Here is a 26,886-nt window from a genome sequence, read left to right as displayed (position 1 = left end):
GCTCATCGGGGTACTTCTTCGGTGCTGCCACGGATGACTCCCTTCAGCTCCATCAGAGCATGATCGAAAGCCTCCGAGCTACCGGGGGAACCTCAGGCGTCCGGTCAGTCGTTGGGCGGGTAGTCCTGGCCATAGGGTCTCGGCCAGGTGGTGGCTGTCGGTGCCGTCGGGGTGCACGGCCAGCAGGACGATGGTGTGGAGGGCGGCGCTGCGCCGTACGGGTAGGGGTGTGTCGTCGAGGAGCAGTGCCGGTTCGCCGAGTACTCGTACTCGAAGCCGCTGATCGGTTTCTGTTCGCGTAGGGCTGGGTTGGCGCGGTATCCGGGGCGGGGGTGGGGGATCGGTGTCGGGGTGGGTGTGACCGGTGACGGTGAGAAGGTCGATGGTGGCGACCGGATCCAGCACGCAGACCCGTGGTCCGGCAGTTGTTGGGGCGAGGGTGTCGTGGGTGTGACCGCTGGTGTCGACGTACCAGGTGCTCTGGTCGGACCAGGCCTCCAGGACGAGCGCCGTGGCGGTGCTGTCGGTGAGGGCGACGGCGAGTTTTCTGTCCGGCGGGTCCTTGAGGAACATGATCGTTCGGGTGGCCGTGGTGGCGGACTCGTCTGGTGTCGAGGTGGACGGGGAGAGCAGCGTTGCGGCGTGGTCGGCGTCGTCGGCGATCGACAGTCCCGGGCCGGGCTTTAGTCGTGTCGCGGCCGGGCCGAGCATGACGTCTACTGCGTCTCGGCTGATGATCACACGGGCCTGTCGGTCGGCGCGGATGGCGGTGAGCAGGGTGGTGACGAGCAGGCCGCGAGCAGCGTGCAGGGCTCCGGGCCCGACCATTCCGACTCCCGCGGGCGGGAGTCCTTTGGAAAGGGCTGCGGTAGGCGGCGGGCCCGCCGTGGCGGGTGGGTGGAGGTTGGTGGGGTGGGCCTGAATTGCGGTGATGGTGGGCGGTAGTGCGGTGAGGTCCGCGTCGGGGTGTCCGGGTTGTGGTGGGTGGCCGGGCAGGTAGGCGCGGCGGCGGCGCAGCCACATGAGTCCTGCCGCTGCGGTCACCTGGTCGGCGACCTCGCGGGGCAGCCATCCGCCCGCCACGGTGACCCCACCGTCGAGGCCGGCACGCTCATCCTCGTCAGGTGCCGGCGTTCCGCTGCTCCCCGTCGGCGGAGTGGCGTCGACGTTGGCGGAGGGTGTCCCAAGGGTGGGGATTGTGAGGGCGGCGGCGCCGGCGATTCCGGTCGCGGTGGCCTGCCAGGGGGTGGGCAGAGGCAGGCGCCGCAGCCACCTCACCCCCGCCCACATCCGCGTCGCGATGCGGACGGTGACGGTGTAGGCGACGAACGCCCACAGCAGCCAGCCCAGGATCACCAGCATGAGGATCAGGTTCTGCTCGGTCAGCGGGTCGCGGATCCACTGCCAGACCACCAGCCGCAGTCCGCCCTCGGGCCATGGCCAACCGACTACCCGCACCAGCAGCAGCGGCGGACCCACCAACAGCACCGCGACCAGGCATAATGTCGCGATCTGCCTCGGCCAGCGCATCCTCACCCACCTCCGACCAGGACACATGCCGGACTGGCGCGGGGGAACGTGGGCGGTGACGGGTTCATCCGGGTCGCACCATCGGGGCGGGGTGGATGATGCGGCTCCACAACCGCCCCAGCCACCACAGGCCGACTGCTGCGGCGTAGAGGACGGCCAGGACGCCGGTGGTCTGTTGACTCGCCAGCGCGGCGATGAGGATCGCGAACGGCACGCCGAGGACCAACCGCAGAATCGGCCGCGACACCACCGCCGTGATCACCCCGATACCCAGCAGCAGACCACCGACACGGCCGCCGAAGTCGATCCACACCAACATGTGCGGCCACCGGTCTGCGGTCACCGACCACTGAATCACCATCATCCCGACCGTGGCGGTCACCACCGATGACACGGGGAACGCCAGGAACTGCGACCATCCGCCCGTTGGGGTGCGCCACTGACGCACGGCGATCACCGCGAGGACCGCCGCGACCAGCAGGATCGGCACGATCGGCAGCAGCGACCAGCGCAGGAACGGACCGAGTTCGGTACCGATGTACTGGCTGCCCACCACCGCATACATGCAGGCCACGGCGACACCGAGCCAGGACGCGGTGAGAATGCCGGTGGCGACCTGCGCCCCCGGCGACAACGGCAGCCCAGTGTCGGTGCGCGACGCCAGCGCCGAACCGAGGACCGTGCCCGCACTCAGACAGGCGAGCATCGCGAACACCGACGCCATCGCCAACTCGCCCCAGTTCAAAGTCGCCCACTTGCCTAACGCCGCACTGCTCCATACCGGGGTGAACAGCATGTGCGACACCAGCGCCAGCGACGCGAACCCGGGCACCGTGACCGCGACTGCCCGCCGCAGCGTCGGCAGCGGCTCCGGCACCACCTCCGCACGGCCGCCCAGGCTGCGGCTACCGGCGTCGGCCGCACCGTGAGCGGCGGCGAGCGGCGGATTCTGCACCAGCAGCGGCACCAGACCCGTCTCCGCCATCACCTCGGCCACCAGCGGCATCTGCGCCGTCCCACCCGTACACCACAACCCCGCCACCGCCGCAGGGTCAACCTCCGCCGCAGCGACCGCCTCCCGCACCAGCCTGGCCGCCCGCTCCAACACCGGACGTGCCGCCTGCGCCAACACCAGACTGTTGACCACCACCGCCGGCCCGGACGGCACGGGCACCGTCACCGCAGGATGACCGGCGAGAGCGTGTTTCGCCGCCCGAACACTCGCCGTCAACGCCAACTCTTCACCGGCCTCAGCACCGGCGGGGGTAGGGGAGAGGGCGGCGATCAACGCCCGGTCGATGGCATCGCCACCAGCATCCGGATCGGCGAGAGTCGAGAGGATCTCGAAGCCGACCGGACTGCGCCGCAGGACGCTCACCTCGGCGCCGCCGCCCAGGTCACACACCACGATGACCGAGCCCACCGGCAGGGGAACGCCTCCGGCGAGCAGGTGCGAGGCCACCGCCACCGGCGCCTCCACCAAACGCGGCTGGGGCAGACCGGCCCGATGCGCGGCATGCCGCAGCCAGGTACGACGTCGCGGCCCCCACCCCGCCGGCACCACCAACCGCACATCCTCCACCGCACCGCCGGCAACCCGCCGGGCCTCGTTGACGGCACGGCGTAGCGTCGCCGCCACCAGATCTGCCGCTGACACCTCCGTGCCCGCCACACTCACCTGCTCATCCGCAGGGCGACGGGGGGCGGGAACGAACCTTTGCGGCTGCGCCACAGCCGCCTGCCACGCCTGTTGTCCCGTCAGGATCGACCCGTCGTCAGCGACCAGTACCGCGCTGGGCAGCGCAGGTTCGCCTTCAAACAGCAGCGGCGACCACGATCCGTCCGGCCACGCCAGCAGGCCGGTAGTGCTGGCGCTCCCACAATCGATTGCCAGCCGTGCCTGCCCCGATTGCATGCGCCATAGTCAAACATGAATCGTACTTTCACGTCACGGCAAAACTACGTTCCGCTCCCGGCATTCCGGGCAGCAGGCGCGCGCCCGACCCGGCCATGGCGACGGCTGTGCCTGGGGGCGTTCCGTGGGTCCCCCGGACCTTGCTGCCAGTGGGCCGGGGCGTCGCGCTTCCCGCCGGTAGCGAGCGTCATTGGAGTGCTAGGTGCTCGTGTCGCCCCTTGGAACGACGGTCAGCTGCGGCTGCGTAGCGCGCGGCGCCCCCAGCGAGGGTCGTTGCCGGACTCGGTAAGGGCCGTTTGGAAGGCGTGATTGTAGGCGGTGAAGAGGCAGTCGGCTTCGTCGAGGCATGCGGCTGCCTTCTGTGCCTGTCACCGCAAGGCCGCGAGGTGCCCTACGGCCTCGTGCAACCAGGTGTCGGCGTACAGCCCCCGAGCTCAGAGGTAGGTACGGCTGCAAGTGCACACCGGGACCGAGTCCGGTCTACGTCCGGCGACCCGCCGGCTGGCCTGGCCGTGATCCAGTCGGTGACGTTGGGTGATGCTGTTGCTGAGCCCAGCCGTCTCCTCAGCGCGCGGATTTGACGATGTGAGTGCGTTCCCCAGGCCGAGGTTTTACTGCGAATCGGATGGAGGGTAGAGCAGGTCGAGCAAGTAGTTGACGAGAGGCTCACCTTCGAGTTCATAACGTACTGCAGCCTCGAGCGCCAGGCAGTAAAGCGCTTGGTTTCCGTCAATGGGGAGCTGAATAGTCTCATTCTCCGCTATCTCAAACTCTTCAGTCACATCTAGAAGCCTTGCCAATGCGCCCTCAGCTGTATGGCGATCACCAACGGCTACAATCTCGCGCAGAATGACGTCAACATCGCTTTCGCCAGAGTTGTCGGCGCCGCCTTCATGGCTGTAGAACATGTCTTTGCTGGTCGCGCCGGTAGAAAAAACCCTTTCTAGCCAGTCGTTGTTGCGCAAATGTGATCTTTTTGGCCAAGCGCCATCGGCGGCAAGATGGGACGCAATCGTTAGGGCAAGCGCGATCTCCCTGACACGCATTCCCGACAATTGATTCCTAGCGTCAGCGATGATGGGGTCGCCAACCCGGAAGGCATCCGTGAGTAACGCGTCCATCTGAGATCTGCGAAGCCCTAGGAAGGTTGCCGTGTATTGCGGCTCGACTACAGCGACATTTTTCTTCTTTTTGAATGCTGACTGTATCGCGCGCACAATTTTCTGTCGTTTCTTATCCTTCATGTCTGCCGCAAGGACAACGAAGAACATTAAAGGGGCGTAAGCGTCTTCCGAGGCGGAGTATTGCAGTTGAAGCTTGTTAACGACTTCATGGGTGTCCAGCTCGATATGAGACTTAACTTGAATGCAAATGAAGCGCGTGGCTCCGGTCGGGCTGTGAAGCCTAATCAGGATGTCCGCACCTTCGTCCCGAATGCCTTGAATGTCATACGTTAGATGGGAATCCCGATGGAAGCCTTCCAGAAGTGAAGTAACCTTCTCCCTTACTTCAGGGAGCAGGTCGGCATCGTGTCGTAGGTCTTTTAGGTGAACCGTATCGCTGACAGCGGCCAGCCGAAACCGTAGCGCATTAGACAACAGCCGACGAACAAGTCGACCTGATCCGATCTCACCGGGAATCTCACCTTCATCCAGCACTTGCACATCTTATTGATGCAAGACACTTCTGGTAGCTCGATCAGCCTACCTGAACGGCAACCCGCAGCCGACTCGCCACCCGTCAAACCGGGCTTATCGGGCGATTCGCGAGCTTTCGGTCCCGCGCCTGGCTGGGGCGGTCTACCTAAACTCGGCTTGCGACCACTCCTCGGCGTGCGGGGGCGCCCTTTCTGGGCCTCTACCGCCGCTGGGATTCGAGCCAGCCCGGAGATGGGCGGCTATGTATGCGGCGTGGTACCAACAAGCTGCTATTCGCGCACCTTCGCGCCGATGACAGCCCGAGCGTGGTCCTCCGGCTCCGACGCTGAAACCGAGTAAAGCATATTTTGTGGCTGGTCGCGCGTGTTGGTCTTACAATGTCACACTGTGACTAACGTATTTGATCGAGTGGAGGCCATGTCGGCGACGGTGGCGCTCTGGCCAGAGGACCCCTCTGCCGGTAGTGGTTTCGCCGGTGACCGGGCGCTGTCCGCGCAGTTGGATTCATACACGGTGGCTCGAATCCAACTCTTGACGTCGATTAGACGCCTGAGAGACGCAGCTCGGCTCGTGGTAGATGATGACGGCTGGGGCACTCACCTATTGATGCTCCGACCGTCTCTTGTACTGGCTGCCAAAGCAGCATGGATTATTCGTCCGCACCCCTCGGAAGTACGCGTACAAAGGACACTCGGCGTACTTTTGAGCGATCAGAGAAGAGGTGCCAAAGCCATGCGAGACGCCGTCTCGCAAGGTGCGCCCCCTGAGTTCGAGCAGGTAGCAAGAAAGTTTGAGAAAAGCCGTGATCAGCTCGCCGATCTAGTTGCTCTAGCTCCTGTTGACCCTCCAGGCGACCAAACAATGATTCGAGAGTTGGGAGCCGATGTCGATCGCTACTATGGAACGAAGGACGCATCGTCAGACATGCAGCTTCTGTGGAATGTTTCCAGCAGCCTAGCTCACGGGGAGAAGTGGTTCTCGCTGCTATCTGGCGGACTTCAGCGCAAGCCGTTCGCGGCTATAGTAACGACGCGAAGCCTCGATATCGTCTGCAGTGCGATTAACACGACGTCCCTTCGCATCGTCGAGCTTGTAGTAGCTCCATCCGTGCCAGTGCATCAGCCGGCTAGATAGAGCAGCGGTCGCGCCTGTCGGCCAGATCGCGATCTGAAACCCGCCCAGTGATGATTCAGGACGTTTGGGGGCGTCCTCATCTGCCGCTAAACCGATCGTCACGCTACGTGACCGGCGGCTGGGTAGATCGAATGCTCGGCCGTGCCGAGTTGAGTGCACGTGATGCCGGTCGCGAATCTCGCGTTGGCCTGTCGTCCGTGACTGCCGGTTATCCCGTCGGTTCGACTCGTGTCTCGGCCTTAACGATGATCGAGACCGGTCAGGCCGAATGTGTCCTTCGGATGGTGGATTCTGCGCAGCGGGCTCAGGTGGCGCTTGCGGCGATGGCCGCGTACCTGCGGTCCGGGCGGTCCGGGAACTGCTGTTGCAGGCGCTGAAGTTCGGTGAAGCCGGCCTTCGTCAGGAGGGCGACGAACTCGTCCACCGGCCAGTGGTACGCAGTGAGGACCTTGTGGTCGAACGCGGCCACCTCGTCTTCGCTGTCGAAGAACCCGATCACCAACCTGCCGGAAGGGGTCAGCATCCGGCGGAACTCGGTGAGCACGTGGTCCAGTTCCTGGGGCGGCAGGTGAATTGTCGAGTACCAGGAGAGGATGCCGGCCACCGAGTGGTCGGGGACGTCCAGTTCGGTCATCGAGCCGAGCCGGAACTCCGGCCCGGGAAAGTTCGCTCGGGCGTGGTCGATGAACTCACGGACCAGGTCGATGCCGGTCACGTCGGCGCCGAGCGAATGCAGGTAGGCGGTCCAGTGGCCGGGGCCGCAACCGAGATCGAGCACCGCGCCTTCCAGGCCGGCGAGGTGGCCCCCGACGAGGGCCGTGTCATCCACGTGGGCCTGCCAGTCGCTGTCGAACAGAGCGATGTACTGCTCTGACCTCGACGAGTAGGCATCCCGTACCGACTGTCCGCTCACCGCGACACTGTAGACCTGGCGCAGGATGCTCAGGTGCGCTTGAGTACGGCGGCTCAGGCGGCCGGCGGCGGTCGGTTCATAGGTTGACACCCATGACCTCGACCATCGAACTCGAACGCCTCGTCCGGACATCAGACCTGCACGGCCGGCGCGGTCGTCACAGCCGCCCCGGCCACTATCGGACTGACGCGGAAGTTGCGGAGTGTAGTTGTCGAGTGGGTCCGCCGTCTGACATGGAGGTTTGCTCGGCAGGCGCCATCGGCCCGTCTGGCACGTCGGTCTCTGTACGCGTCGGCGTACCTGCCTGTGCATTCGGTCCTGTACGCCGACATCAGGCGGGTGACCCTCCCGGTTGGGGCGGGTCAGATGTCGATTTCGGCGGTGACGAGGTGGTGGTCGGATGGGAACGGCGGTCCGTCGGGGACGTGGACGTGGTAGCTGCTGGTGATGACGTGTGGGCGCATGGCGTTGTTGACCAGTAGGTAGTCGGTGAGGTCGGGGCCGCCTTCGCCGGGTTTGTGGATGACGGTGGGTGCGATGGGGAGGTCGGGGTTGGCGAGCCAGGCGAGTTCGGCGATGGCGTGGTAGCCGGAGCCTTCGAGTCGGCGTTTGGTGGTGGGGTTCCATCGGCCGATGAGGTGGTCGAGCGCGTCGGTGTCGGCTTTCCATTGCCCTTCGGGGGTGCCGTTGTTGATCCGTTTACCTTTGTGGGTGCGGATGTGGTGGTTGGCGGTCTGCCAGTCGCGTTGGGGGAGGTGTTCTCCGCTTGCGGTGGAGTTGAGGTCGCCGCCGCCGATGAATGGGAGTGGGTTGGTGCCGTAGCGGTCGATCAGTTTGGCTTCTTCCAGGCGGGCGGCGCCGCTGCGGGGGTTGAAGTGGGCGACCCAGGCGCCGAACTCGGCACCGGTGGCGTTGACCTGGAATCGTCCGACGTTGCGCTTGTCGGCGAAGACGTCGGGGTCGTGCGGGTCGTCGCCGGGCCAGTCCAGGTGGGTCACGAGGTCGGCGTTGTAGAAGATGGCAGGCGGGATGGGGCCGTGGTGACTGGTGCCGAGCAGTCCGGTGTAGGGGGCGTCGAGGACTTCGGTGAGGGCTTTCTCTGCCAGGCGTAGCCCTTCGTGCTGGTTTCGCCGGTAGTGCTTGGCTTCACAGAACAGGATGATCGCGGGCGCGACATCGAGAGTGGAGAAGGTCTGTTGCAGGGGTTGCATGGTGAAGGTGCCGTCGCGGTAGCCGCCCGCCTCGTAGTTGTAGGTGGCGATCATCAGGTGCGTCATCGGCGGTTCCTTCGGACGTAGTGGTTAGCGACGGCTGACGCCGCTGCTCAGCGCGACTGCGCGGGTCGAGACGGGCCGCTGGGCTGCGCCATCGCGAGGCATGTCGCCGCGAGGCCGTCAGAGGTGAGACTCCGCAGCTCGCATGCATGCATGCGAGCTGATTCGAGTGCCGAGTCGTGGCGGCGGCGTTGCCGGTACCCGCCTGCCCCTGTGTGGCAGGGGCAGGCGGGCCGGAGGTCCCTGCCGCCAGGCTATTGAAGGTTCTTGATCTTCATTGTGGTCGTGAGGTTGTTCGTGGCTGTGGCTCGCAGGGGTGGGCGGGGCTGGTCCTTGCGGGTGAGGATCGTGGTGTAGATCCAGGTGGCAAAGGGCTTGTGGGTGGGGTCGGTGTAGATGGTGGGGGCGTCGCAGGGGTTGTCGGGGGTGGTTTCGCGGCTGGCGACGCCGGTCGCGGTCCACAGCGGCCGGGTGCCTAGGACGGTGTGTTTGTGGAGGGCGGGGCTGCCGGAGTCGCCGAAGCAGGCGCCGGTGTCGTAGCAGACCTCGCCGGTGCCGATCATGCCGGTCGCGCAGGCGGCGGCCGGGAGACGGCGGCTGTCTCGCTCCTGGAGCATGGCCGGGGGCGTGGCTCCGGGTGCGGGTGGGAACTGGGTGAGGCCCCACCCAACGAGCCGGACGGGGCTCTGCTCGGGCGCGGGGCGCAGGGCCAGTGGCATCAGTGGTGCTCGTGCCGGCGTGGTGAGTTCGACTAGGGCGAGGTCTGCGATCGGGCTGGTGGGTGCGTTCGCGCCCCATGCCCATGTCGGGTGTAGGTAGACCTTCTTGCCGGTGATGATCTGGCCGCCGGTGGTGCGGTTGCTGCTGGTGAGGCGGGCGGTGATGGTGTGGCCGGGCATCGCGACGGGGGTGGGCGCGGCGGTCTGGTCGCTGACGCAGTGGGCTGCGGTCAGGATCCAGGAGGGGTGGATCAGGGTGCCGCCGCACAGACCGGTGCCGAGGCCGGGGAACTCGACCTGGATGCTCGTTACGCCGGGGTAGGTCTGGGTGGCGTTACGCCCGCCGACGATCGCGGAGGCCGGTGCGGCCGTGCCGGCGAGAACGCCGGTGAGTGTGACCGCCGCGATGATCGACCGTGTGAGGAGGTTCATGGAGCCCTTTCTCGATGGGGTTGGTTTTACGGCCCGGCACGATGCCGGGTTGTCTTCTCGGGTGGCGCGGTGCGCGGGGGTGCCCGGTGGGGTTACAGATCGCCCAGGTGTTTCAGGACGACCGTGATGGTGAAGCGGATGAGGGTGGCGGTCTGGGTGAGCCAGGAGTGGTGTTCTGCCAGCAGGACGGCGCAGGCGATGGCGAGGATCAACACGAGGGCTTCCAGCTCCGGATGGCGGTGGTTGTCAGCCGGCGTGGCGTCCGATGTGGGACAGCGCGAGGTTGCTCTTGACGACCAGGCTGCGGTGGTGGAGCAGTTGTCGGAAGCTGTCGATGTCGGCAGGTGGCATGCCGGCGGCGATGAGCCGGGGGCGGATGACCTCGGTGGTGGCGTGGGGTAGGAGGCATGCGGGGCTGCCGCCGGTCCAGGTGCCCGTGTCGCCTCTGGTGTCGACGGTCAGGCCGCGGCGGCGCAGCGCGTGGTGCGCGCGGCGGCCCCAGCGAGGGTCGTTGCCGGACTCGATGAGGGCCGCCTGGAAGGCATGGTGGTAGACGGTGAAGAGGCGGTCGGCGTCGTCGAGGTTCGGGGCGGACAGCACGGAGGTCTGCCAGGTCGCTTCGAACTCCTCCACGAACAGCAGACCGCCGGGCGTGAGCGCGTTGACGAGCGCGGTGAGGACCGTCTCGCGGTGGTCGGCGGGCAGGTGTCCCAGGAGCAGGCGGACGTGGATGAGGTCGAACATGCCGCCGGGCAGAGGGTCGGTGACGATGTTGTGTTCCAGCAGGGTGACGCGGGGGTGGCGGCGGCAGGGGGACAGGTCGATGTCGGTGGCGATGACCTCGCCCTGGGGGGCCATTTCCGCGAGGATCGCGGCGACGCGGCTGCGGCCGGCAGCAACGACGAGGCATCGCGCGTCAGGCCGGACTCCGGCTTCGCGGAGTCGCCGCCGGGAGAACGGGTCGTACAAGTCGGCCAGGGCGTTCAGCATCATCGCGTTGGCCGGGCGCGTGCCGGTGGTGTCGTGGAACAGGTACGTGGACTCAGACACGGTTATCTCTCCATGGTGAGCGTTAGGGGTTGGCGGCAGGGCGGTACCGGGGCGCGGACGGGCCGCGATGGTCAGGCGGTGGTGTCGCGGACCCACGGGGCCGCTGCACGGCAGGTGACGGTCAGGAGCCCGAACAGGGCGGTGCTCATCGCGGCGAGCAGGGTGATGGCGGCGAACGCGAGGTCGGCGCGGGTGCCAGCGTTCTGGATGACGACACCGAGCCCGCCGAGCCCGCCGAACAACTCACTGACGACGGCGCCGATCAGGGCCAGTGGCAACGCGATCCGAAGCCCGTTGAACAGGTGCGGCAGGGCAGCCGGGAGGCGGATTGTGGTGAAGGTTCGCCAGCGGGAGGCGGTGAGGGATCGGGCCAGTTCGACCAGCTCGGTTGGGGTGGTGGTGAGTCCGGCGGTGGTCGCCAGTGCGATCGGGAGGAAACACATCAGCCAGACCAGGACGATCTTCGGGCCGGTGCCGAATCCGAGCGCGATGATCAGGACCGGGACCAGGGCGGGTTTCGGGATGGTGCTGAGGATCAGCAGGGTCGGTGTCACCGCCTGGGCGAGAGGGCGGGACATCGCCAGGACGATCCCGAGTGTCAGGGCGGTGGTGATGGCCAGGGCGTAGCCGGCCATCGCGGTGGCGAGGGTGACGCCTGCGTGGTGCAGCAGGTAGCCGGGTTGGTCCCGGATGGCGGCGGCGACCGCTGGTGGTGCCGGTACCACGTACGGGGCCACGTCCAGTAGCTCGACGCCCGCCCACCACACGGCGACCAGTCCGACCATGCCCGCCAGCGGCGCGACAGCATTCTCTATGGCCGCTCTGAGGCGACCGGCAACTTGGTACAGGAGAGGTGTCACAGGTCCAGGGCCCTGGGTCAGCCGGCGAGGACGGGGGTGATGATGTCGTCCGGCGTCAGTCCCCGGCCGAGGGCACCGGCGGCGTGCAGGATCGCGATGTTGCGGGCTACTCGGCCGAGGTCGAAGTGGCCCATCTGCCCGTCGGTGACCGGCGTGACGTAGCCCTTTAACGCGGTCAGCTCGGCGGTGGCGAGGGCAGCCTGCTGACCCTGCGTCTCCGGCTGCCCGGCATACACCGCGCCGGCCGCCTCCGGGTTTCGTATGCAGTAGTCCAACCCGGCCAGCAGGGCCCGGTTGAAGCGGCGGACGACATCGGCACGCCGCTGCCCGGTCTGCGTGGACACCGCCATCGCCGACCCGTGGAGATCACCGATGTAGTCGCTGAACGGGAACACCACCAGGTCCTGCTTGGCCACCGACCGCACCGACTCCACCGCCGGCACGAACTGACTGATCGCGTCGACCTGCCGCGCAGCGAGCAACGCCGCGTGCTGCGGCGCCACCGGATTACCGACCCACGTCACCCGGGACGGGTCGAAGCCCGCCAGCCGGGCGTACGTCGGGAACAGCACGTAGTTGATCCCGCCCGGCAGGTACGACAACCGCTTACCCTCGAAGTCGCGGGGCACCCTGATTCCGCTCGACCGTAGTGCGACGAAGCAGGCCAGGTTCCGCTGGTGCAACACCGTGGTCAGCCGGAAGTCACGGATCCCGTCGGGCTTACTCGCCTCGATCATCGCCGCACTGACATCCAACGTCGCGACATCGACCTCACCGGCGGCCAACAGCTTCAGGTTCTCCCCACTGCCCTTACCCGGCAGCACCTCCACATCGAGTCCCTCCTCCCGGAACCACCCCTGCGCCCGCGCCACCAGCAGCGGCGCCTCCCGGCCCTGGAAACCCGCCCCCGTCAGAACCCGGATTTTGTCGGTGGTGGAGCTGTTGGTCCTGTCTCGGGCGCAGCCGGTGACGGTGGTCAGGACGGTGCCGGCCAAGACGGCGGCTCCGGTGGTGGCCAGGCGGCGACGAGTGATGCCCATGGGTGCCTCGCTCAGGTAGAAGCGCGACTCGCGCATAGCGCGAGCCGACGGGGTTTGGGGATGGACTGCTCTCCCCACCCGACCCAGCTCACGGGGGGTATGCCGCAGGTGGGTGGGGAGAGCAGGACGTGACCCGTTCCGCGCCTGAATCCCGCTTTCCTCCGCAAGGGCCGGGGCGGTGGGCCGACGCGAACAATATGCAGCTATGCCGTACAAGTCAACATAGGCGTACAAGTAATGTCTGCCTATGCCGACTTGGTCGTCTTGCTTGCGCAGGTTGGCTGTGGTGCCATAGGGCCACCTACGCAAGGGGACAAGATCACAATGCCTGCACCATCCCAACCGGCCGAGCCGGTCTACCGGCGCATCATGCGTGACCTGGAGGCAGCCATCGAGCGCGGCGACCTCAAGCCCGGGGAGAAAATCCCCTCCACCGCCGAGCTGCGCGAGCAGTACGCCTGCGCTGCGCACACAGTGCGTCAAGCCCTCTCCCGGCTACAGGAACGGGGCATCCTGCAAGGCCACCAGGGGCGCGGCGTGTACGTCGCCGAGACGGGCACGGACGACTAGGCCGGCGGCTTCCACGTGCCGGCGTCGAGGTTGACGAGCATACCGGGTAGCTCCCTGACATCGAAGCTCGCCCACAGACGTGCCACAGGTCCACCGGTGACGGTGGACAGCCGCCAACCGGCGACCTCCACCGTCGCCCCGTAGACGAGGCTCGCGTAGTCCACCCGCACGTACACGGTGCTGCCACCGTGCGGGACCGCCAGCACCACCCGCCTGACGGCGTCATCCTCGCCGCCCTCGGCTGTCATGACCGTGCTGTGCGCAAGATCTTCACCAACGCGGTGGTCAACTCCTCGGCCTGCCGCACCGGCAGGTAGTAGGAGTCGCTGCCGTCAACGCCGTCGCCCACCAGCAGGCGAGCGAACAGGACCCCGTCGGGATCCTCGACGAACCGCACCAGTTGCGCGGCGACCGTCGGCCCCTGCCTGCCCGGCAGCGGCGAGCAGGCGTAGAGAGGGCCCCGGTGCGCTGGCGGCGGCGCCGCCGGGTCGAATACCCTACTGCCAGGGATGCACTGGCTCGGGTCACACCAGTCCGGATGGTCCATCTGCTGTAGTCCTGTCCGTAGAAGGGACGGCGGCACCGAATCGACGGCAGCGCCGCCACCGGGACGCCGGTAGGTCACCAGCACCGCGAACGGCGAGCTGGCATCGATCTGGCCGGGACACCACCGCGCGTCGCCCTGCGACGGACTGGCAACGAGGGTGGAAGGCATCGTCGGTACTCCTCTTGCCATCAGTCGGTGGGGTCTTCGTTCGTCACGCCCTGCGGCACCGTGAACGCGCCGGTGCGCGGGTGGCCGATCAGGTCAGCGCGTGGGTGCGGTTCGGCAGGCGTCGACCGATGGTCCAGCCCTGCCGCGACTCGTCCACGAGCCGCCGCACCGTCGCCTCGTCCGCGCCGTACAGGCGCGCCAAGAACCGCATGTCCGTCACGCTGATGCCGCACTGCCCCTGCTCGATGCGGTAGACCTTCGAGGTCGCCCAGCCTGCCTCGGCCGCGACCTGACGGCCGGTGAGGCCACGAGCGCGACGCATCCGCTGAAGCTCGTGCCGGTAACCACGCAACTCCTGACCAGGCACCACACGAGGCAACCGACGACCCTGCTCAACCAGCCCGCGCACCTGCTTCCGCAACGCCGCCTGGTCGCCGGGTGGATCGGCAATGAGGCACACGATCGCCTGCACGACATCGTCAATGCTGGTCAACTTAGCGTGCAGCCCATTGAAGTCGGGATGATCCATCCGCTGCTCCGTCCGTCACGAGGTGATCATGCTGGGACGGCCGACGCCACCGACCGGAGCGGCAGCGCACCGTCGACCCGGTCGAAGATCGGGTCAGGATCGGTACGCGCCATCACGTCACGCGGCAACACCGAGTCGACACCGGTGGCACCACCGGGACGCCGGTACGTTGCCAGCACCGCGACAGCAGACCGGTTCTCGATACGGCCGGGACACCACCGCGCGTCGCGTGGCGCCCACACCCAGACCAGAGCCCCCGGCTCGTAGGCGCAGCTGGCGGCTATCTCATCAGACCGCCGCTGCACCGGACTGACCACTGGAGGCGGAGACATCCTCGTCGCTCCTTCTTCCTTGCTGTAGCACCGCGCCGACGATGATGAGGAAGTCGACGGCGGTGGTTCGTGCCTCACAGCCGGGGACGTGGCAGATCGGGCACGATTGGAATGGTCGGCGCCAGTTTCCAAGCGCGGAGAGTTTGGCGGCAGGGGTGTCAGTGATCCCCACTCCCGGCCTGGTTCGCCCCCGGACAGCCGACAACGCCACAGGTCACAGGGTGGCGTGGCTCGTTTCCTTCTCGGCGGCGTGCCGCAACGCCGGCACCATCTCCTCGACGTTGAGCCCGTTGAGGTAGTCGATCACCAAAGCCCGCACGCCCTTGATCGTTTCCGGCATCTGCGCCGGATCAAGACCTGACGGCGGAATGACGGCACGGAAGCGGACATCGTTGATCGCACTGCCGATCAGCCGCTCGGCCACCCATTGAGGCACCCGCTCCTTCAACACGAAGGTCAGGTGCACGCTGCCCTCAGAAGCGTTCCGCGAGTGCGGATTGTGTACCCACCCTCGCGGCAACACCAGCACGTCACCAGCGGTCAGCTCGAACTCGTGGTCCGGGCCGGCTTGCGTCCACTGCGCAACCCACTCGTCCTGCCACAGGTCGGTCGACATGGAGTGGTCACGGTAAGGCGCGTCGACTCTCGGCTTCCACAGCTCCCAGGTCTTCGACCCTTCCAACTGCACGACGATGCTGAGGTACTGGTCCCAGTGGTAGTCCAACCCTTGATGGCCGGGCGGCGTGATGAAAGCGGTGACGTAACCCGCGCAGCCAGTCTCGGCCTGAATGCCCGCGCACAAGACGCCCAACGGCGGGTGCCATCGATTCAGCTCCCGCAACTGAAAAGTGCATCCCTTGTCCAACAGCACCTGCGCGGAGGCCGGCAACACCCGGTCATCGGAACTGTACCGCGCCGGGTGCAGCCCTTCGCCTCGATGGAACACGTTGACGTAGGCACTCGGCGCGCAGCCAGTGTCCAGGAACCCCCGGATCGTCTGCGCGCTGATCACCCGGCCGATCGGGCTGTCGCCGGGCAGCGTAAGCGTGTAAGGGCGGTCGGGCCACGCCGCGACAAGATCATGGGCGGCTTCGGACCCGAGGAGCAGTTCGAGGGACATAGGTATCTCCCAAAGTTTCAGTGCGGTGGGAGGGGACACGGGGTGCGGGTGTGGTGGCGATGCGGGCAGCAGATCACCACGTACACGATCACCCGGTCGGCTCCGACGCTGGTGGTGTAGTGCCACACGGCGTCGCTGCCGGCCATCAGACCGGTGCGGGTGTGATGCAGCCGTGCTTCCTGGGGCAGGTAGCTCAACGTCCGGTCCGGCGGGTGCTTGGCGTACGTCTCCGCCAGCCAGCCCAGCGCGCCATCCACGTCCGACCAGGTGCGCTCCCGGGCGGTCTGCGACCGACGCAGCAGGTAGTGGCCCGTCTCGATCGATGGAATCGTGGCTTGGACGAACGCCACCGCCTGCGCGGAACTGAGATCCCGCCCCGGTGAGCGTTCGTGGTCGTGCTTGCGGTCGAACATTTCATGCCGGCCTGTCCACGGCCCGTACCCGTGCCAGTGATGCTGCAAGCTGCTCGTCACTATGCCCCCAGAAATGAGGGCTGGCCGCGCGCTGCGCGACCAGCCCGGGTCGATCAGATCTCGCCGGCCTGGTAAGCGGCGAAGAAGTTGTCCAGCTCGCCGCGTTTGAAGACCAGCAGCGGTGAGTCGGCGCCCAGCTTCGAGTCTCCGATGATGATGGCGTTCGGGTCGTTCGGGTGGACTCCAGCCGCCACGCAGCTCTCCATCGTGTTGGTGATTCCCCCACCGCACAGTCGCCGGAGGCTGACGTTGGAGATGTCGCCCGCGTACAGGTCGTCCGCGCCCGGGTTACTGCCCGGAGGTTTGCCCTGATCCATGATCGTCTTCCCTTCGGGAATGCCGCTATGCGGGGATTCGGTCCCCGCGCCGTGTTGCAGCGCCGCCGGGAGCAGGAACAGAATGGTGGCCTTTGGCACGTCCAGGTCGACTCGCACGCTCACCCCTCCCGATGACTGCTGGTGGGGCTGCCGTGGCCACCACTGCACGCACGCACCAGGGAAAGTGCGCGCTCGGGTGGCCGGGACCACCGCAGCCCCAGCGGACTTCCGCAGGCCACTAGCCGCGACGTCTATGTCAGCGACCAGCGACGCTTTGTCCGGACGGACCCTCCGGTTGGTCAGTCGGAAATCGCCAGGGTCGAATCCGGTTAGCGGCCACCGACATGCGGCTTCGTGGCCGCCTACGACACCGCGCTCGGAACGGCGCCGATCCTGACCACTCTGTTTGTTCTCCAATGCCGGCACCCAGCTCGCACCCGCGAACCGCCGCACAGTGTCGACCATCGCAGCCGCAACAACAGTCCCGTGATACGGCAAGAACCCACGACGCCGATGCATCCGGCCCAACACGGCGTGTGCCGTACGCCGACCAGCCGGGACGACAGGGCTTGCGAGCAACTGCCCAAGCGATGAAACGAACATCGGTGCAACCTGCTGCGGGAGAACCCACACGCTGCGGGCCTTCGTGAATGAACAGGAGTGTTTGGCGGCGCGGCCATGCGCGGCAAGGGTGACCGCCAGTGAAAGCCTCAGATCAGACATCGCGCCGACCCGCCCTGGGGCGACGACCTCTAGGAGGCAGCGCTGGCCTGGCCATCACCTCAGTGGCCCCAAGGCGCCGAACCACCACTACGCATGGAGCCGGGACGCCGTGGTCGCGGCTCGTCTGCGGACGCATGCGTTGGTCCACATGCTTGCCGAGCGCAATCTGGGCCGCCTTCGGAACTTCCGCACCTGCTTCAAGGGATACCCTGGTGGCTCTGCTTGAGGAGAGGATGCGGCCAACAGGATCAAAGGGCCGGTCGTCGGCCGGAAGAAACCACTTCACCCGACGCATCTCCTTGCCACCCTTCTCTCGTCCGCGTCATATGAGGGCCGGCGCGCCACCAGAACTTCCTCAGGCCAGGTGCGATGCTTGACACGTCCATGCCGCAGTCCGCGCGGGCGCACTAGTCCACGGTCGTCGATGCCGACCATCCCAACCACCACGCCCACCGCATCCGCCCTTCATGCAGCCACGCCTGCTTGGATTCGCCGTCCCTGAACCGTGTAACCGACAACGGCGTGGAGGACAGGCTCCCAGCTCGCGCATGCGGGACGCACCTGTTCCAATGGCCATGTCTGGACTAGCTTGTGGGCAACCTTGACCAGCACAAACGCATCCGTACGCCCGTCTTGCCCACCACAATGGGTATGGTGCGTTAGAACATCGCCCGTCGCCAGCAACCGGCACCTGCCAGGAGGGAGCAACATGGGCACAACCCCTGCATCTACTGGCCGAGCCGTCAGCCCTCAGTCGCGCGGTCGCGAGATGGCTCGCCTCGGCAAGGAGCTATGGCAGAAAACGGCATCGGTGAAGACGGTAGCCACCAAGCTGATGAGCCTGCACCCAGAGGTTCCCAGTATTCAGGCATACCGATATGCGGCAGGGCTTTCCCAGGACCAAGCGGCGCTGCGCTATAACGAAGTGACCGGGCATCAGACAACTCTCGGCGGAACAACCATCAACGCGTGGGAAACGTGGGCACGCAGCCGGGGAGCGGGATCTCCACCGACCTTCTCTAGCCTTCTAGTGCTTGCCGAAGCATATGGACGGGGTCCGCTCGGAGTCGCTGCCGAGAACATCTCGCCGAGCGATCTGATCTCAGAGGCATACGAGCGGCTGCCGCCAGAGGATCAGATTTCACTAAAGAGGTTCACAGCGAGAACGAGTGAATTTCCGCATCCAGCCATGGGTCGAGCCGTTAATGTCGACCGACAGATCGGCACCCAAAGTCAGGTCATCGGCCCCGACTTTAACCTCGTCGCCCCTACCGTTGATTACGGAAACCCTGAGATCTGCGCCTTCTCGCTGCCGAACCCCCAACCGGGAAATCTTCTAGATCTTAACTGGGAGACTTTTGGATTTGGAATCGAGCGGCTTACTAGGCAGATCAAGAACCTGGGAAGACGTCTTGAGATAGATATCTGCTTTGGCGTCAACGAGGCAGGCTTGGTGATGGCTACCTTCCTGGCGTCCGCCCAGTTTTCGCGCTGCTCTATAGGCTACCTCCGTTGCAACAAGGTGCGCGATAGCATCACCCTCGACCCAACTTCCTCTTATCCTGAGGCCGGCGAAGCTCCTTCGATCCTCATTTGCGACTTCGAAGTCAAGCATGCGGACGTGGTTGGAATAATCGCCAGCGAGGTTCGGCGTAGATACCCAGGTGCCTTGCTCTATTTTGCAGTATTCGGCGCGATGACCAAGGGATCAGAGTTGGAAGTGGCAAGCTTCGACGATCTCACTGGCGCACAGATAATGCGAGCTGCCGGCTTTTCGGCAGTGTTCATAGCCGCAACGATGAGCCCGCCCGGCATTGAGCCACCCCTCGAACTGCGTTGATCATCCACGGAGGCGCCATGAACGACGCAACCCACTTGCCTGAGCTTGCCAAGCGCACGGCGAATGTAGTGGAGACGCTCATGCTTGAGATTCGCCCCAAACTAATGGAGGCCGCCTTTTCGGGAAGGGTCGGCGAGAGTCACAACGCGCGCCACTCGGACAATTTTCTGTCGGTTCACGACATGCGGATGCATGATCGGTATCGCGAGCTCATGAGTCGCCACATAGAATCATTCATATACGCCTCCGAAGAAGCCGACCCGCAAATAGTAGGCAACGAGAGAGATCCGGATCTGTGCGTCCTTGTCGACCCGCTCGACACGAGCGAGCTGGCCGTGCGGGGACTTCTTGGATACACGCACGTAATGATCTACTCGCGAGCGCTAGCGCGGCCGATTGTGTCGATAGTCGGGGATATCTACCACCACGTCCGGCTCTACCTCGCGGCCCGACACGACGACGGGAAGGACTGGGCTTACGCCTACACGACAGATGGTGGCTGTCACGCACTGCGTCAGCGAGCCCAGAAGAATCTGTCAGAATCGCTGCTCACGAACTTTCTCATGCGGCCCGGCGAGCGCTTTCTCCCGCTGAGTCGGCAGGAGCGTCTAATGAGTGCCCTGGACCGCCCGACTGAGGATGGCAAACGCCGCGGCAGGGTAGGGGTAGATTTTGGCTCGGTAAGCCTTTGTCACGTCGCCGCAGGATTCACCGAAGGTGTACTGGAGTTTGCGAAAGGATTCGCGATATGGGATTTGGCTCCGGGGCACTACATCTTACACTCAGCGGGCGGCACCGTGCTCGATCTTGCAGGTAAGCCAATTCCACTCGACTATAATTTCAACACGCTGGCAGACATTGCACACGCGATGAACCGAAGGCAGAAGTTTGTTGCCGCCGGCAGCTATGAGTTGGCTCAGGAGATCCTGCTCCACCTCGACCTACCTGAATAACTGCCGCTAGGTGCTCGCTGGTGGCGCCTGGTTGGCTCACCATCGCAGCTCGGTCCACTCGGTGTAGCCCAGACGGCTCGTTGGTTGCCGTCGCGATGCCTTGTTGATGATGCACCCCTTCGGCACCGCTAACCCAAGAAATCCAAATCGGGCAAAGCGTCTACTATCTTTATGGTTTCCAGGCTGACGGTCACGACTCTCTTGATCAGATCCACCACGTAGCGCGGATCGTCAGACCAGTCGTTTGGGTCGTTGACGATGCCTGAATCCTTATCGGTCTTGACCTGGTACCGCTCGATGATCCACTCGATGGCCGAACGGGCACCGAGCTGGTAGCGGTACGCCTTCTCGGGAATGTTGCTGAGGGCGATTCGGTGGTTGTAAAGGATCGTCGATCGATCCACCGCGCCCTTGGTCCTGGCAAACTTCATCTTGCTCACTCGGTACAACTGGTCGAGTGGAGTCCTAGACACGTCTCCCGCAGCCGTCTCGACGATGCCGGGATGTGGTTCCGTCAGCTCGTAGCCGATGTGTAGATCGGCGAGCCTCCGTCCACTCTCGGCGAAGCCGTAGAAATCGACGACCATCGGGATGCGGGGCAGGGACTTTTTCAGGTCGGCCGCGAACCGTTCCCGGTACTCGGGCGAGTGCAGTAGCCCATAGGTGTAGTAGAAAATGTCGTCCTTCGTTATTTCCGGGTCGCCGTGCACCTTCCGATAATCATGAAGGGCAGAGTCGGTGATGTTGTCAACGCGTTCATATTGAGCTGATTGCCCGAAAGCGGCGAAAAGATCGCCGGCAGTATCTATTTCGCGATAGGCGTAGCGCGGAAAAAATTGCCCTCCGCTGCCTGCGCCCGTTACGTGAAGGTCGGGTAGAGCGTCGGTCATTAGAACAGAGAACGGAACGGCTGACCCGCTTCCGGCGTTGTAAAAGCCGAGATTCTTGTGCTCTGGGGTCGGAAACAATGTTGGCAACTGGTAAGTTCTTTGGTTCAGGCGTTGGTTGAAGTATATCCACTGCTTGGAGAATGGGCGGTAAATTGCGGCCCGGACGGAAGCTGGATCGAAGGTGTAGCGATCACCCTTGTGAATCCTGCCCCTGTCTGCCTCGTTCCAGCTGATCTTCCTAGCGTCAAGATCGATAATGGCGTCGACGTGCGCCGGCGTCAGTTTCTTCATGCCCGACGCATCGCGATACTCTGCGAACTTATCGACTTGCTGGTTGTAAAAGTCAATCATCGACTGGATGTTGTCCCGAAGCTTGGTCTCCGAGAAGTTGTAGACCCAAGGATCGCGTCCGCTCTTGATGCCACTTGAGTAGGTGTCAAAGATCGAACTAGCGCGATGCGTTTTGCTCTTCTGGCTTATTAGGCGGAACGTTGCAAACCGTTCGTCTCGCTGGTTGATCCAGTCGCCAGCCGCGTTCGGTTCCAACCTGGTCCACTCGACCGTCTCAAGGCTTTGCGAACTAACGATGCGTAGCTTGTCTTCGCGGCTAAGGTACTCTCCGACGTCCCGGTAGTGCAGATTGCACTCAACAGCGGCTGCAACTTCTTTGCCGCCCTTGATTAGGATCAGAATGGCAACGGTGTTCCTGCTGCCGGATCCGAAGATCTTGCCACCTTCGCGGCGAGATAGCTCGCCGGCGGTGCGCTGGTTGCCTCGAAGGTTGTAGCAGTAAATGGTATCAAATTCGGCGACCAGCGATTTCCGTAGGCCATCCGCAGTGTTACCGTCGATGTAGCCACCATTTGACACGAAGGCCACGACTCCCTCGTTGTCGATGCGGTCAGAGGCCCAACGAATAGCTCTGATGTAGGAGTCGTATAGCGAATTTTTGTTCGTGGCAGTCGAGAGGGCGGCGTACGTCTGCTTGATGCGCCCGTCGAGAACCTCGTACTTCAAGTTTTGGTTGTTGTCGTTCTGACTGTCCTGCCCTACTGAGTAGGGAGGGTTGCCAACGACGACGGTAAGTTTTTGCTTCTGTTGCTTCTTGGCGCGTTCGCTGTTGCCCTCGAGGACGTCGAGTCCGTCCAGCTTGGCCGTGCCTTCGGCGAGCTGGAAGGTGTCCGTCAGTACGATTCCCTCGAAGGGGCGGTAGTCGCCGCCGACCAGATCGTGGAACGCGGCCTCGATGTTGACGGCGGCGATGTAGTAGGCGAGCAGCACGATCTCGTTGGCATGCAGTTCGCTCGTGTATTTACGAAGCAGGTCTTTTGGCTTGATGAACCCGGACTGGAGGAGTCGGACCGGAAAGGTGCCGGTGCCGGCGAACGGGTCGATGATCTGGACGCCTTCGTCCGACAGCGAGCGACCGAAGTGCTTACTCAACGCCTGTTCGCTCGCGCGGATAATGAAGTCGACGACCTCGACGGGGGTGTAGACGATGCCGAGGGCGTCGGCGGTCTTTGGCAGGGCGGTCTTGAAGAACTTGTCGTACAACTCGACAATGACGCGCTGGCGGCCCTCGTGGTTGTCGATACCTTCGGCGCGCACGCGTACTGATTGATAGAAATCGTCGAGCTTCTTGCTTTCGGCGTCAAGGCCTTGGTCGTCGAGGATGTCGAGCATGCGCTGCATGGCCTTTGAGACTGGGTTTTGCTCGGCGAAGCCGTAGTCCTTGAATAGCGCGTCGAAGACCGGCTTGGTGACGATGTGTTGGGCCAGCATGTCGATGGCGTCAATCTCGTTGACGCCGGGGTTGATGTTGAGGCGTAGCTCGCTGAGGAACTCCTCGAAGGCGATTCGCTTCTCGGGCAGCGTCAGGGCGGCCTTGATGCGGGTGCCGTGACGGTCGGCGATCTGGGCGATGTCGCGAGCCCAGTCCTCCCAGTACTGCCGCTGGCCGACCTTGTCGACGATGCGGGCGTAGATCGCCTCTCGCCAGTCGGTGACCGAGAAGAGCGCCTCCTGGATGTGCTTGGCGCTCTGGGCTTCCTTCGCCTTCGCAGCCTCGCCACTGGCGGCCGTGCTCGATCCGTCGCGGTCCCCGACCGACTCATCACCCGGGCCGACGCTGCCGATGCCGATCTTGTTATCGGGCTTGTTCTTGTTCAGCTCAATCTGATTAACGGTCGCATTGAAGCGGTCGTCGTGGGCGCGCAGCGCCTGGAGAACCTGCCACACTGTCTTGAAGCGCTGGTTGTCGGCGAGCGCCTTCTCGGGCGCCATGCCTGCCGGGATGGCGACCGGCAGGATGATGTACCCGTATTTCTTACCATCTGCGCGGCGCATCACCCGGCCGACGGATTGAACGACGTCCACGACCGAGTTGCGGGGGTGGAGGAAGAGGACGGCATCCAGGCTCGGCACGTCTACGCCCTCGGAGAGGCAACGGGCGTTGGACAGGATGCGGGCGCTGGCCGGGCCTGGGTCCTGGTTCAGCCAGTCCAGCAGCTTGTTGCGGCGCAGCGTGTTAAACGTGCCGTCGACGTGCTCGACCTCGCAGCGCAGCACCTCGTCGTCGGCGTCGTCATAGGCGTCGACCACTTCGGTGAAACGCTTCGCGATCGCCGTGGAGTCGGCGATCGAGCGAGCGAATGCAACGGCCCGTTTCATGGGTGCCTCGCCCTCGGCGAACCCGGAGCCGTCTGCGAACGTACCGGTCCGTTTCGCCATCGCGTTCCAGCAGCCGATGATCTTCGCCGCGTCGTCGAGTCTCAGTTCAGAGTCCCCACCGGCAAGACCCTGCTGCAGAGTCTTGGCGACCCGGCCCTCGTCCACGGTGAGGATAAGAACCTTGTAATCGGTGAGCAGACCCCGCCCGACGGCTTTCCCGAAGCCCAATCGGTGGAACTCAGGACCGTACGTCGTTTCGTCGTCCATTGAGGCCAGCAACGCGTCCGCGTTCCTCGCTTCGGACTTGGTGTCCTCGTTGTAGATCCGCGGAGTTGCGGTCATGTAGAGGCGGCGGTCGCCGCCGAGATACGTGTCGTCGTGGACTCGGACGAACGACGACTCGTCATGGCCGGCCAGCGTGACGCCGGTCGTGCGGTGTGCCTCGTCGCACAAGATCAGGTCAAAGCGGGACAGGCCCTTGCGCTGGGCCGCCGCGACGGTTCCGATGGACTGGTAGGTGGAGAAGACCACGGTCAACCCCGGCTCAGCCTCAACCCTGGCCATCTGCTCGATCAGGCGGTCCGGGTCAGTGGTGGCGGGCAGGGCCAGGTCGTAGGTGGCCATGTCGTTATCGTCGCCCGTGGCAGTCCGCTGCTTGCCGACCTTCGTGTCAGAGCACACCGCGAACGCCCGCAGCGTCACCTCGGACTCGTACGACCATTCGCGCAGGCTCTGCGATAGCAGGGCGATGGAGGGAACCAGGAAAAGCACGGTGGTGCGCTCCGCCTCTCCAGCGACCGCGCGCTCGCGCTGTAACCGTTCGGCGATCTTCAGGCTAGTGAACGTCTTGCCGGTGCCGCACGCCATGATTAGCTTGCCACGGTTGTGTCCGGCAAAACGGACGAAGACGTCGTCAATCGCCTCACGCTGATGGGGGCGGAGATCATGCTTCTTCCGCAGCGTCATCTCGACGCGGTCATCGAGGCTGGGAATGTGCCACTGCACGGGGCTCTGCGCGATCTCGTCGAGCCCGATCCGCGTGACCGGAACCTGCTGACCGGCGAGCGCCGCCTCAGCGTGAACGTTCCACTTGTCGGTCGTCGAGATGATCAGACGGCGGGTGAAGCCACCCTTGCCGGAGGCGGTGAAGAAGGAGTCGATGTCCGCCTTCTCAACGGTGTGGTGCGGCTCGTAGAACTTGCACTGGATGGCGCAATAGCCACCCGTCTCGCGGTCCTGCGCGACCAGGTCGATGCCGACATCCCGCTTGTCGCTCTCTGTCCCCGGCCAGTCGGCCCACATCCACACCCGGCTGAACTGCTCGGTCCACTGCGGGTCTGTGCTCAGGTACTGGAGCATCAACTTCTCGAAGCCTGTACCACGATCTCGATTGCTCGATGAGCGGTCGCGGATCGCCTTGATGACGTCGTGCACGGTCGTGGTCGTCGTCACTGAGCTTCGGATCCCGTCACAGTTGTCGGCGGGCCGTCCGCCCGCCGGAAGGAGCACCAGAGGTACGCGACTCTACCGTCACCCACCGCTGCCGGGGATCCTGCGGCAGTGACGAGAGGCAGCGGGAACCAGCGAGGCGGCAGCGTGGGCGTTCCGCGCGGTTACTCACCAGCGGTGAGTAGTTGCGGTCGCTCGCCGTCAGTCGTGAGGAAGGTTGCGGCGATTCAGTGTCGATGTCGTTGCCCGAAGAGCATTCGCGAGCTGCACGGCACCTTCGCACATCAGGCGGCGCTTGGCATCGCTGCAGGTGGGGACGGTAACTCGTAGCTGAACTCTTTGCCGCCGCGTTCGGCAACGCCTCGATGGCGGATGAGAGCTCGGGCTGCGACCAGTCGCTTGAGGCGGTTGTTGGCGTTGGGCGCTGATATCCCTAGCCGGGCTGCTAGGTGAACCGCAGTGAACCTGCCTAGGTCGCGGGCGGCATGGTAGGTCTCGTTCAGCACGGCTGGGGCGCCGACCAGGCTGACGCCCTCGGCGTTCGCCATGGCGGCTACCAGTTCGCGTCGCTGCAAGCAGATGGTCATGGACTCGAAGTTGTCCTCGTTGAGGCCGGTCAGCAGGACGACCGCAGGTGGTACGTCGAGCGACGTGCTCAACATCCCGTAGTACCGACCGAGGAACTCGTCGGCGAAGCTGATGCTCATCGCTACAACGGCGGTGAAGTCGATGGCAGCAGTGCCTTCACCAGTGGAAGCAGCGAGGGTGTCTTCAAGTTCGCGCAGTGCAGTCTTTGCAAGCGCCCTGGTCGCAAGGAAAGTGCCGTGCCGGCAAACGGCGTAGGTGGTCGGCAGCGCGGGATCCGGTTTCACCTGCGTCATTGAAACACGTTGCGGAGCGTTACGGAACCCGAACGCGCAGCCACGCCCATGCGCCCCTGATCGGAGTAGCGACACTGCGGCTGGTGATGATCCGCCTTTGGCGCACGACGACGCTGGCAATCGCACTGCCGCTACGAAGCACGAGTCTGCCGACGCCACCTCGCCTGGTGGCGTCGAGGAGGTCACTCAAGCCATAGCCCCGGATCTGCTGGGTCCCGGTCACTCCAGCAACCAAGGCGCGACGGAGCGCGGTCTCGTCGTCAGTAATGTTGGTGTTGGCGGTGTTTTGCCGAAGGTGCGGCAGCACGCCGATGCCGGTGTCGCAGACGGCGAACTCCAGACCCGGTCGCTTGCTGGTTCGGCCGCTGTACGCCTGCGCCGCGACGAAGGCGCCGCTGGACCCCGCCCGCCCGTGGGTCACGGCGTTGTCGATCAGTTCCGCGATGCCGTGAAATGCGGCCATGGCGGTTCGGTTGCAGAGCTGCGACTCGCCCATGCGTCCGAGGCCCTCGGCGATGCTGTCGGCGTTCGCGGGAGACAGCGCCGTCACCTCCAGCAGCTTCGTAGAGCAGTCCACGCGGCGCTGTGAGATACGGACGCCGTCGATCGTCGCGATGGGCGCGAGCAGGTCTACCACGTTCATCCGCTGCAGGTACGACGCGACGTCCTCGTCGTCAGGCATCCGTAGGACGACGTCGCGGCCATCGGTAGAGGCACTGGATGCGAGTGTGACCATCGCGGCGAGCTCCTGCGGGCCGGCGAATCGAAGCCGTCGGGTGTCGAGCACTAGTTGATTGCCGTCGATTGAACTTGCCGAGATCTCCGATCGCAGGAGGGGGTGTCGGCCGGAGAGATCGATCAGCACCACATCAGCATCCCAGCCGTGCCGCTGAGCGGGC

Annotated in this window: 23 protein-coding genes; 3 read left to right on the top strand and 20 right to left on the bottom strand. The window is 64.8% G+C overall.

What is annotated here, in order from left to right; all coding sequences use genetic code 11:
* Positions 1–78: 78 nt before the first annotated feature.
* The 10 genes from ABZ738_RS30435 to ABZ738_RS30390 form a co-directional block, all read right to left on the bottom strand.
* Positions 79–1,530: a hypothetical protein gene (locus ABZ738_RS30435; RefSeq protein WP_357218921.1), complete on the bottom strand. Its 1,452-nt coding sequence runs from the start codon at positions 1,528–1,530 to the stop codon at positions 79–81.
* A gap of 64 nt (positions 1,531–1,594) precedes the next feature.
* Positions 1,595–3,445, bottom strand: coding sequence for an Hsp70 family protein (locus ABZ738_RS30430; protein ID WP_357218919.1), 1,851 nt, complete (start codon positions 3,443–3,445; stop codon positions 1,595–1,597).
* A gap of 611 nt (positions 3,446–4,056) precedes the next feature.
* Positions 4,057–5,103, bottom strand: coding sequence for a hypothetical protein (locus ABZ738_RS30425; protein WP_357218916.1), 1,047 nt, complete (start codon positions 5,101–5,103; stop codon positions 4,057–4,059).
* Positions 5,104–6,541: 1,438 nt separating this feature from the next.
* Positions 6,542–7,150 carry a class I SAM-dependent methyltransferase gene (locus ABZ738_RS30420; protein WP_357218913.1) on the bottom strand — a complete coding sequence of 203 codons (609 nt, stop codon included), beginning with the start codon at positions 7,148–7,150 and terminating at the stop codon, positions 6,542–6,544.
* A 362-nt stretch (positions 7,151–7,512) separates the two neighbouring features.
* The gene (locus tag ABZ738_RS30415; protein WP_357218910.1) at positions 7,513–8,427 is read right to left on the bottom strand and encodes an endonuclease/exonuclease/phosphatase family protein; all 915 of its coding nucleotides are present in this window, start codon (positions 8,425–8,427) and stop codon (positions 7,513–7,515) included.
* A gap of 251 nt (positions 8,428–8,678) precedes the next feature.
* Positions 8,679–9,575 (bottom strand): trypsin-like serine protease, encoded by an 897-nt coding sequence (locus tag ABZ738_RS30410; protein ID WP_357218907.1) that lies wholly within the window; start codon positions 9,573–9,575, stop codon positions 8,679–8,681.
* Positions 9,576–9,667: 92 nt separating this feature from the next.
* Positions 9,668–9,790, bottom strand: a complete 123-nt coding sequence (locus ABZ738_RS30405) for a hypothetical protein (RefSeq protein ID WP_357218904.1) — start codon at positions 9,788–9,790, stop codon at positions 9,668–9,670.
* 31 nt (positions 9,791–9,821) lie between these two features.
* Positions 9,822–10,625, bottom strand: a complete 804-nt coding sequence (locus ABZ738_RS30400; protein WP_357218901.1) for a class I SAM-dependent methyltransferase — start codon at positions 10,623–10,625, stop codon at positions 9,822–9,824.
* A gap of 71 nt (positions 10,626–10,696) precedes the next feature.
* A complete protein-coding gene (locus ABZ738_RS30395; RefSeq protein WP_357218898.1) occupies positions 10,697–11,410 on the bottom strand; it encodes an ABC transporter permease subunit in 714 nt (237 codons plus the stop codon).
* 92 nt (positions 11,411–11,502) lie between these two features.
* The gene (locus ABZ738_RS30390; RefSeq protein ID WP_357218895.1) at positions 11,503–12,561 is read right to left on the bottom strand and encodes an ABC transporter substrate-binding protein; all 1,059 of its coding nucleotides are present in this window, start codon (positions 12,559–12,561) and stop codon (positions 11,503–11,505) included.
* A 288-nt stretch (positions 12,562–12,849) separates the two neighbouring features.
* On the opposite strand from ABZ738_RS30390, the gene ABZ738_RS30385 reads away from it, so the two are divergent.
* Positions 12,850–13,095, top strand: coding sequence for a GntR family transcriptional regulator (locus ABZ738_RS30385; RefSeq protein ID WP_357218892.1), 246 nt, complete (start codon positions 12,850–12,852; stop codon positions 13,093–13,095).
* Here the strand turns inward: ABZ738_RS30385 and ABZ738_RS30380 are convergent.
* From ABZ738_RS30380 to ABZ738_RS30350, 7 genes are all read right to left on the bottom strand, one after another.
* Positions 13,092–13,343: a hypothetical protein gene (locus ABZ738_RS30380; protein WP_357218889.1), complete on the bottom strand. Its 252-nt coding sequence runs from the start codon at positions 13,341–13,343 to the stop codon at positions 13,092–13,094. The two genes, ABZ738_RS30385 and ABZ738_RS30380, sit on opposite strands and share 4 nt — an antisense overlap.
* Positions 13,340–13,810 (bottom strand): hypothetical protein, encoded by a 471-nt coding sequence (locus ABZ738_RS30375; protein WP_357218886.1) that lies wholly within the window; start codon positions 13,808–13,810, stop codon positions 13,340–13,342. The genes ABZ738_RS30380 and ABZ738_RS30375 overlap by 4 nt, the downstream gene beginning before the upstream one ends.
* Before the next feature lie 88 nt (positions 13,811–13,898).
* Complete coding sequence (locus ABZ738_RS30370) at positions 13,899–14,339, bottom strand: helix-turn-helix transcriptional regulator (protein WP_357218883.1); 441 nt, start codon at positions 14,337–14,339, stop codon at positions 13,899–13,901.
* A 26-nt stretch (positions 14,340–14,365) separates the two neighbouring features.
* Positions 14,366–14,518: a hypothetical protein gene (locus ABZ738_RS30365; RefSeq protein WP_357218880.1), complete on the bottom strand. Its 153-nt coding sequence runs from the start codon at positions 14,516–14,518 to the stop codon at positions 14,366–14,368.
* Positions 14,519–14,885: 367 nt separating this feature from the next.
* Positions 14,886–15,791 carry a cupin domain-containing protein gene (locus ABZ738_RS30360; protein ID WP_357218877.1) on the bottom strand — a complete coding sequence of 302 codons (906 nt, stop codon included), beginning with the start codon at positions 15,789–15,791 and terminating at the stop codon, positions 14,886–14,888.
* A 17-nt stretch (positions 15,792–15,808) separates the two neighbouring features.
* Positions 15,809–16,204: a hypothetical protein gene (locus tag ABZ738_RS30355; protein WP_357218874.1), complete on the bottom strand. Its 396-nt coding sequence runs from the start codon at positions 16,202–16,204 to the stop codon at positions 15,809–15,811.
* A 113-nt stretch (positions 16,205–16,317) separates the two neighbouring features.
* Positions 16,318–16,698 carry a hypothetical protein gene (locus ABZ738_RS30350; protein WP_357218871.1) on the bottom strand — a complete coding sequence of 127 codons (381 nt, stop codon included), beginning with the start codon at positions 16,696–16,698 and terminating at the stop codon, positions 16,318–16,320.
* A 1,375-nt stretch (positions 16,699–18,073) separates the two neighbouring features.
* Here ABZ738_RS30350 and ABZ738_RS30345 point away from each other — a divergent pair.
* Together ABZ738_RS30345 and ABZ738_RS30340 are read left to right on the top strand one after the other, a co-directional pair.
* Positions 18,074–19,144 (top strand): hypothetical protein, encoded by a 1,071-nt coding sequence (locus tag ABZ738_RS30345; protein WP_357218868.1) that lies wholly within the window; start codon positions 18,074–18,076, stop codon positions 19,142–19,144.
* Positions 19,145–19,161: 17 nt separating this feature from the next.
* A complete protein-coding gene (locus tag ABZ738_RS30340; RefSeq protein WP_357218865.1) occupies positions 19,162–20,097 on the top strand; it encodes an inositol monophosphatase family protein in 936 nt (311 codons plus the stop codon).
* Positions 20,098–20,225: 128 nt separating this feature from the next.
* On the opposite strand, the gene ABZ738_RS30335 is transcribed toward ABZ738_RS30340, so the two are convergent.
* The 3 genes from ABZ738_RS30335 to ABZ738_RS30325 all read right to left on the bottom strand — a co-directional run bounded on the left by ABZ738_RS30335 (position 20,226) and on the right by ABZ738_RS30325 (position 26,852).
* Positions 20,226–25,109 (bottom strand): DEAD/DEAH box helicase, encoded by a 4,884-nt coding sequence (locus ABZ738_RS30335; RefSeq protein WP_357218862.1) that lies wholly within the window; start codon positions 25,107–25,109, stop codon positions 20,226–20,228.
* Between the two features lie 281 nt (positions 25,110–25,390).
* Positions 25,391–25,987 (bottom strand): hypothetical protein, encoded by a 597-nt coding sequence (locus tag ABZ738_RS30330; RefSeq protein ID WP_357218859.1) that lies wholly within the window; start codon positions 25,985–25,987, stop codon positions 25,391–25,393.
* Positions 25,988–26,006: 19 nt separating this feature from the next.
* Positions 26,007–26,852, bottom strand: coding sequence for a hypothetical protein (locus ABZ738_RS30325; RefSeq protein WP_357218856.1), 846 nt, complete (start codon positions 26,850–26,852; stop codon positions 26,007–26,009).
* Positions 26,853–26,886: the final 34 nt, after the last annotated feature.

Source organism: Micromonospora sp. NPDC047793 (assembly GCF_040642635.1).
GTDB lineage: Bacteria > Actinomycetota > Actinomycetes > Mycobacteriales > Micromonosporaceae > Micromonospora.
This window is presented reverse-complemented; position numbering and strand designations above follow the sequence as displayed.

Coding starts and splice junctions, on each gene's coding strand:
- ABZ738_RS30430 (WP_357218919.1), bottom strand. CDS start 3,445: ATGCAATCGGGGCAGGCACGGCTGGCAATCGATTGTGGGAGCGCCAGC.
- ABZ738_RS30410 (WP_357218907.1), bottom strand. CDS start 9,575: ATGAACCTCCTCACACGGTCGATCATCGCGGCGGTCACACTCACCGGC.
- ABZ738_RS30380 (WP_357218889.1), bottom strand. CDS start 13,343: ATGACAGCCGAGGGCGGCGAGGATGACGCCGTCAGGCGGGTGGTGCTG.
- ABZ738_RS30375 (WP_357218886.1), bottom strand. CDS start 13,810: ATGCCTTCCACCCTCGTTGCCAGTCCGTCGCAGGGCGACGCGCGGTGG.
- ABZ738_RS30360 (WP_357218877.1), bottom strand. CDS start 15,791: ATGTCCCTCGAACTGCTCCTCGGGTCCGAAGCCGCCCATGATCTTGTC.
- ABZ738_RS30390 (WP_357218895.1), bottom strand. CDS start 12,561: ATGCGCGAGTCGCGCTTCTACCTGAGCGAGGCACCCATGGGCATCACT.
- ABZ738_RS30340 (WP_357218865.1), top strand. CDS start 19,162: ATGAACGACGCAACCCACTTGCCTGAGCTTGCCAAGCGCACGGCGAAT.
- ABZ738_RS30395 (WP_357218898.1), bottom strand. CDS start 11,410: ATGGTCGGACTGGTCGCCGTGTGGTGGGCGGGCGTCGAGCTACTGGAC.
- ABZ738_RS30345 (WP_357218868.1), top strand. CDS start 18,074: ATGGCTCGCCTCGGCAAGGAGCTATGGCAGAAAACGGCATCGGTGAAG.
- ABZ738_RS30355 (WP_357218874.1), bottom strand. CDS start 16,204: ATGTTCGACCGCAAGCACGACCACGAACGCTCACCGGGGCGGGATCTC.
- ABZ738_RS30435 (WP_357218921.1), bottom strand. CDS start 1,530: ATGCGCTGGCCGAGGCAGATCGCGACATTATGCCTGGTCGCGGTGCTG.
- ABZ738_RS30385 (WP_357218892.1), top strand. CDS start 12,850: ATGCCTGCACCATCCCAACCGGCCGAGCCGGTCTACCGGCGCATCATG.
- ABZ738_RS30370 (WP_357218883.1), bottom strand. CDS start 14,339: ATGGATCATCCCGACTTCAATGGGCTGCACGCTAAGTTGACCAGCATT.
- ABZ738_RS30415 (WP_357218910.1), bottom strand. CDS start 8,427: ATGACGCACCTGATGATCGCCACCTACAACTACGAGGCGGGCGGCTAC.
- ABZ738_RS30330 (WP_357218859.1), bottom strand. CDS start 25,987: ATGACGCAGGTGAAACCGGATCCCGCGCTGCCGACCACCTACGCCGTT.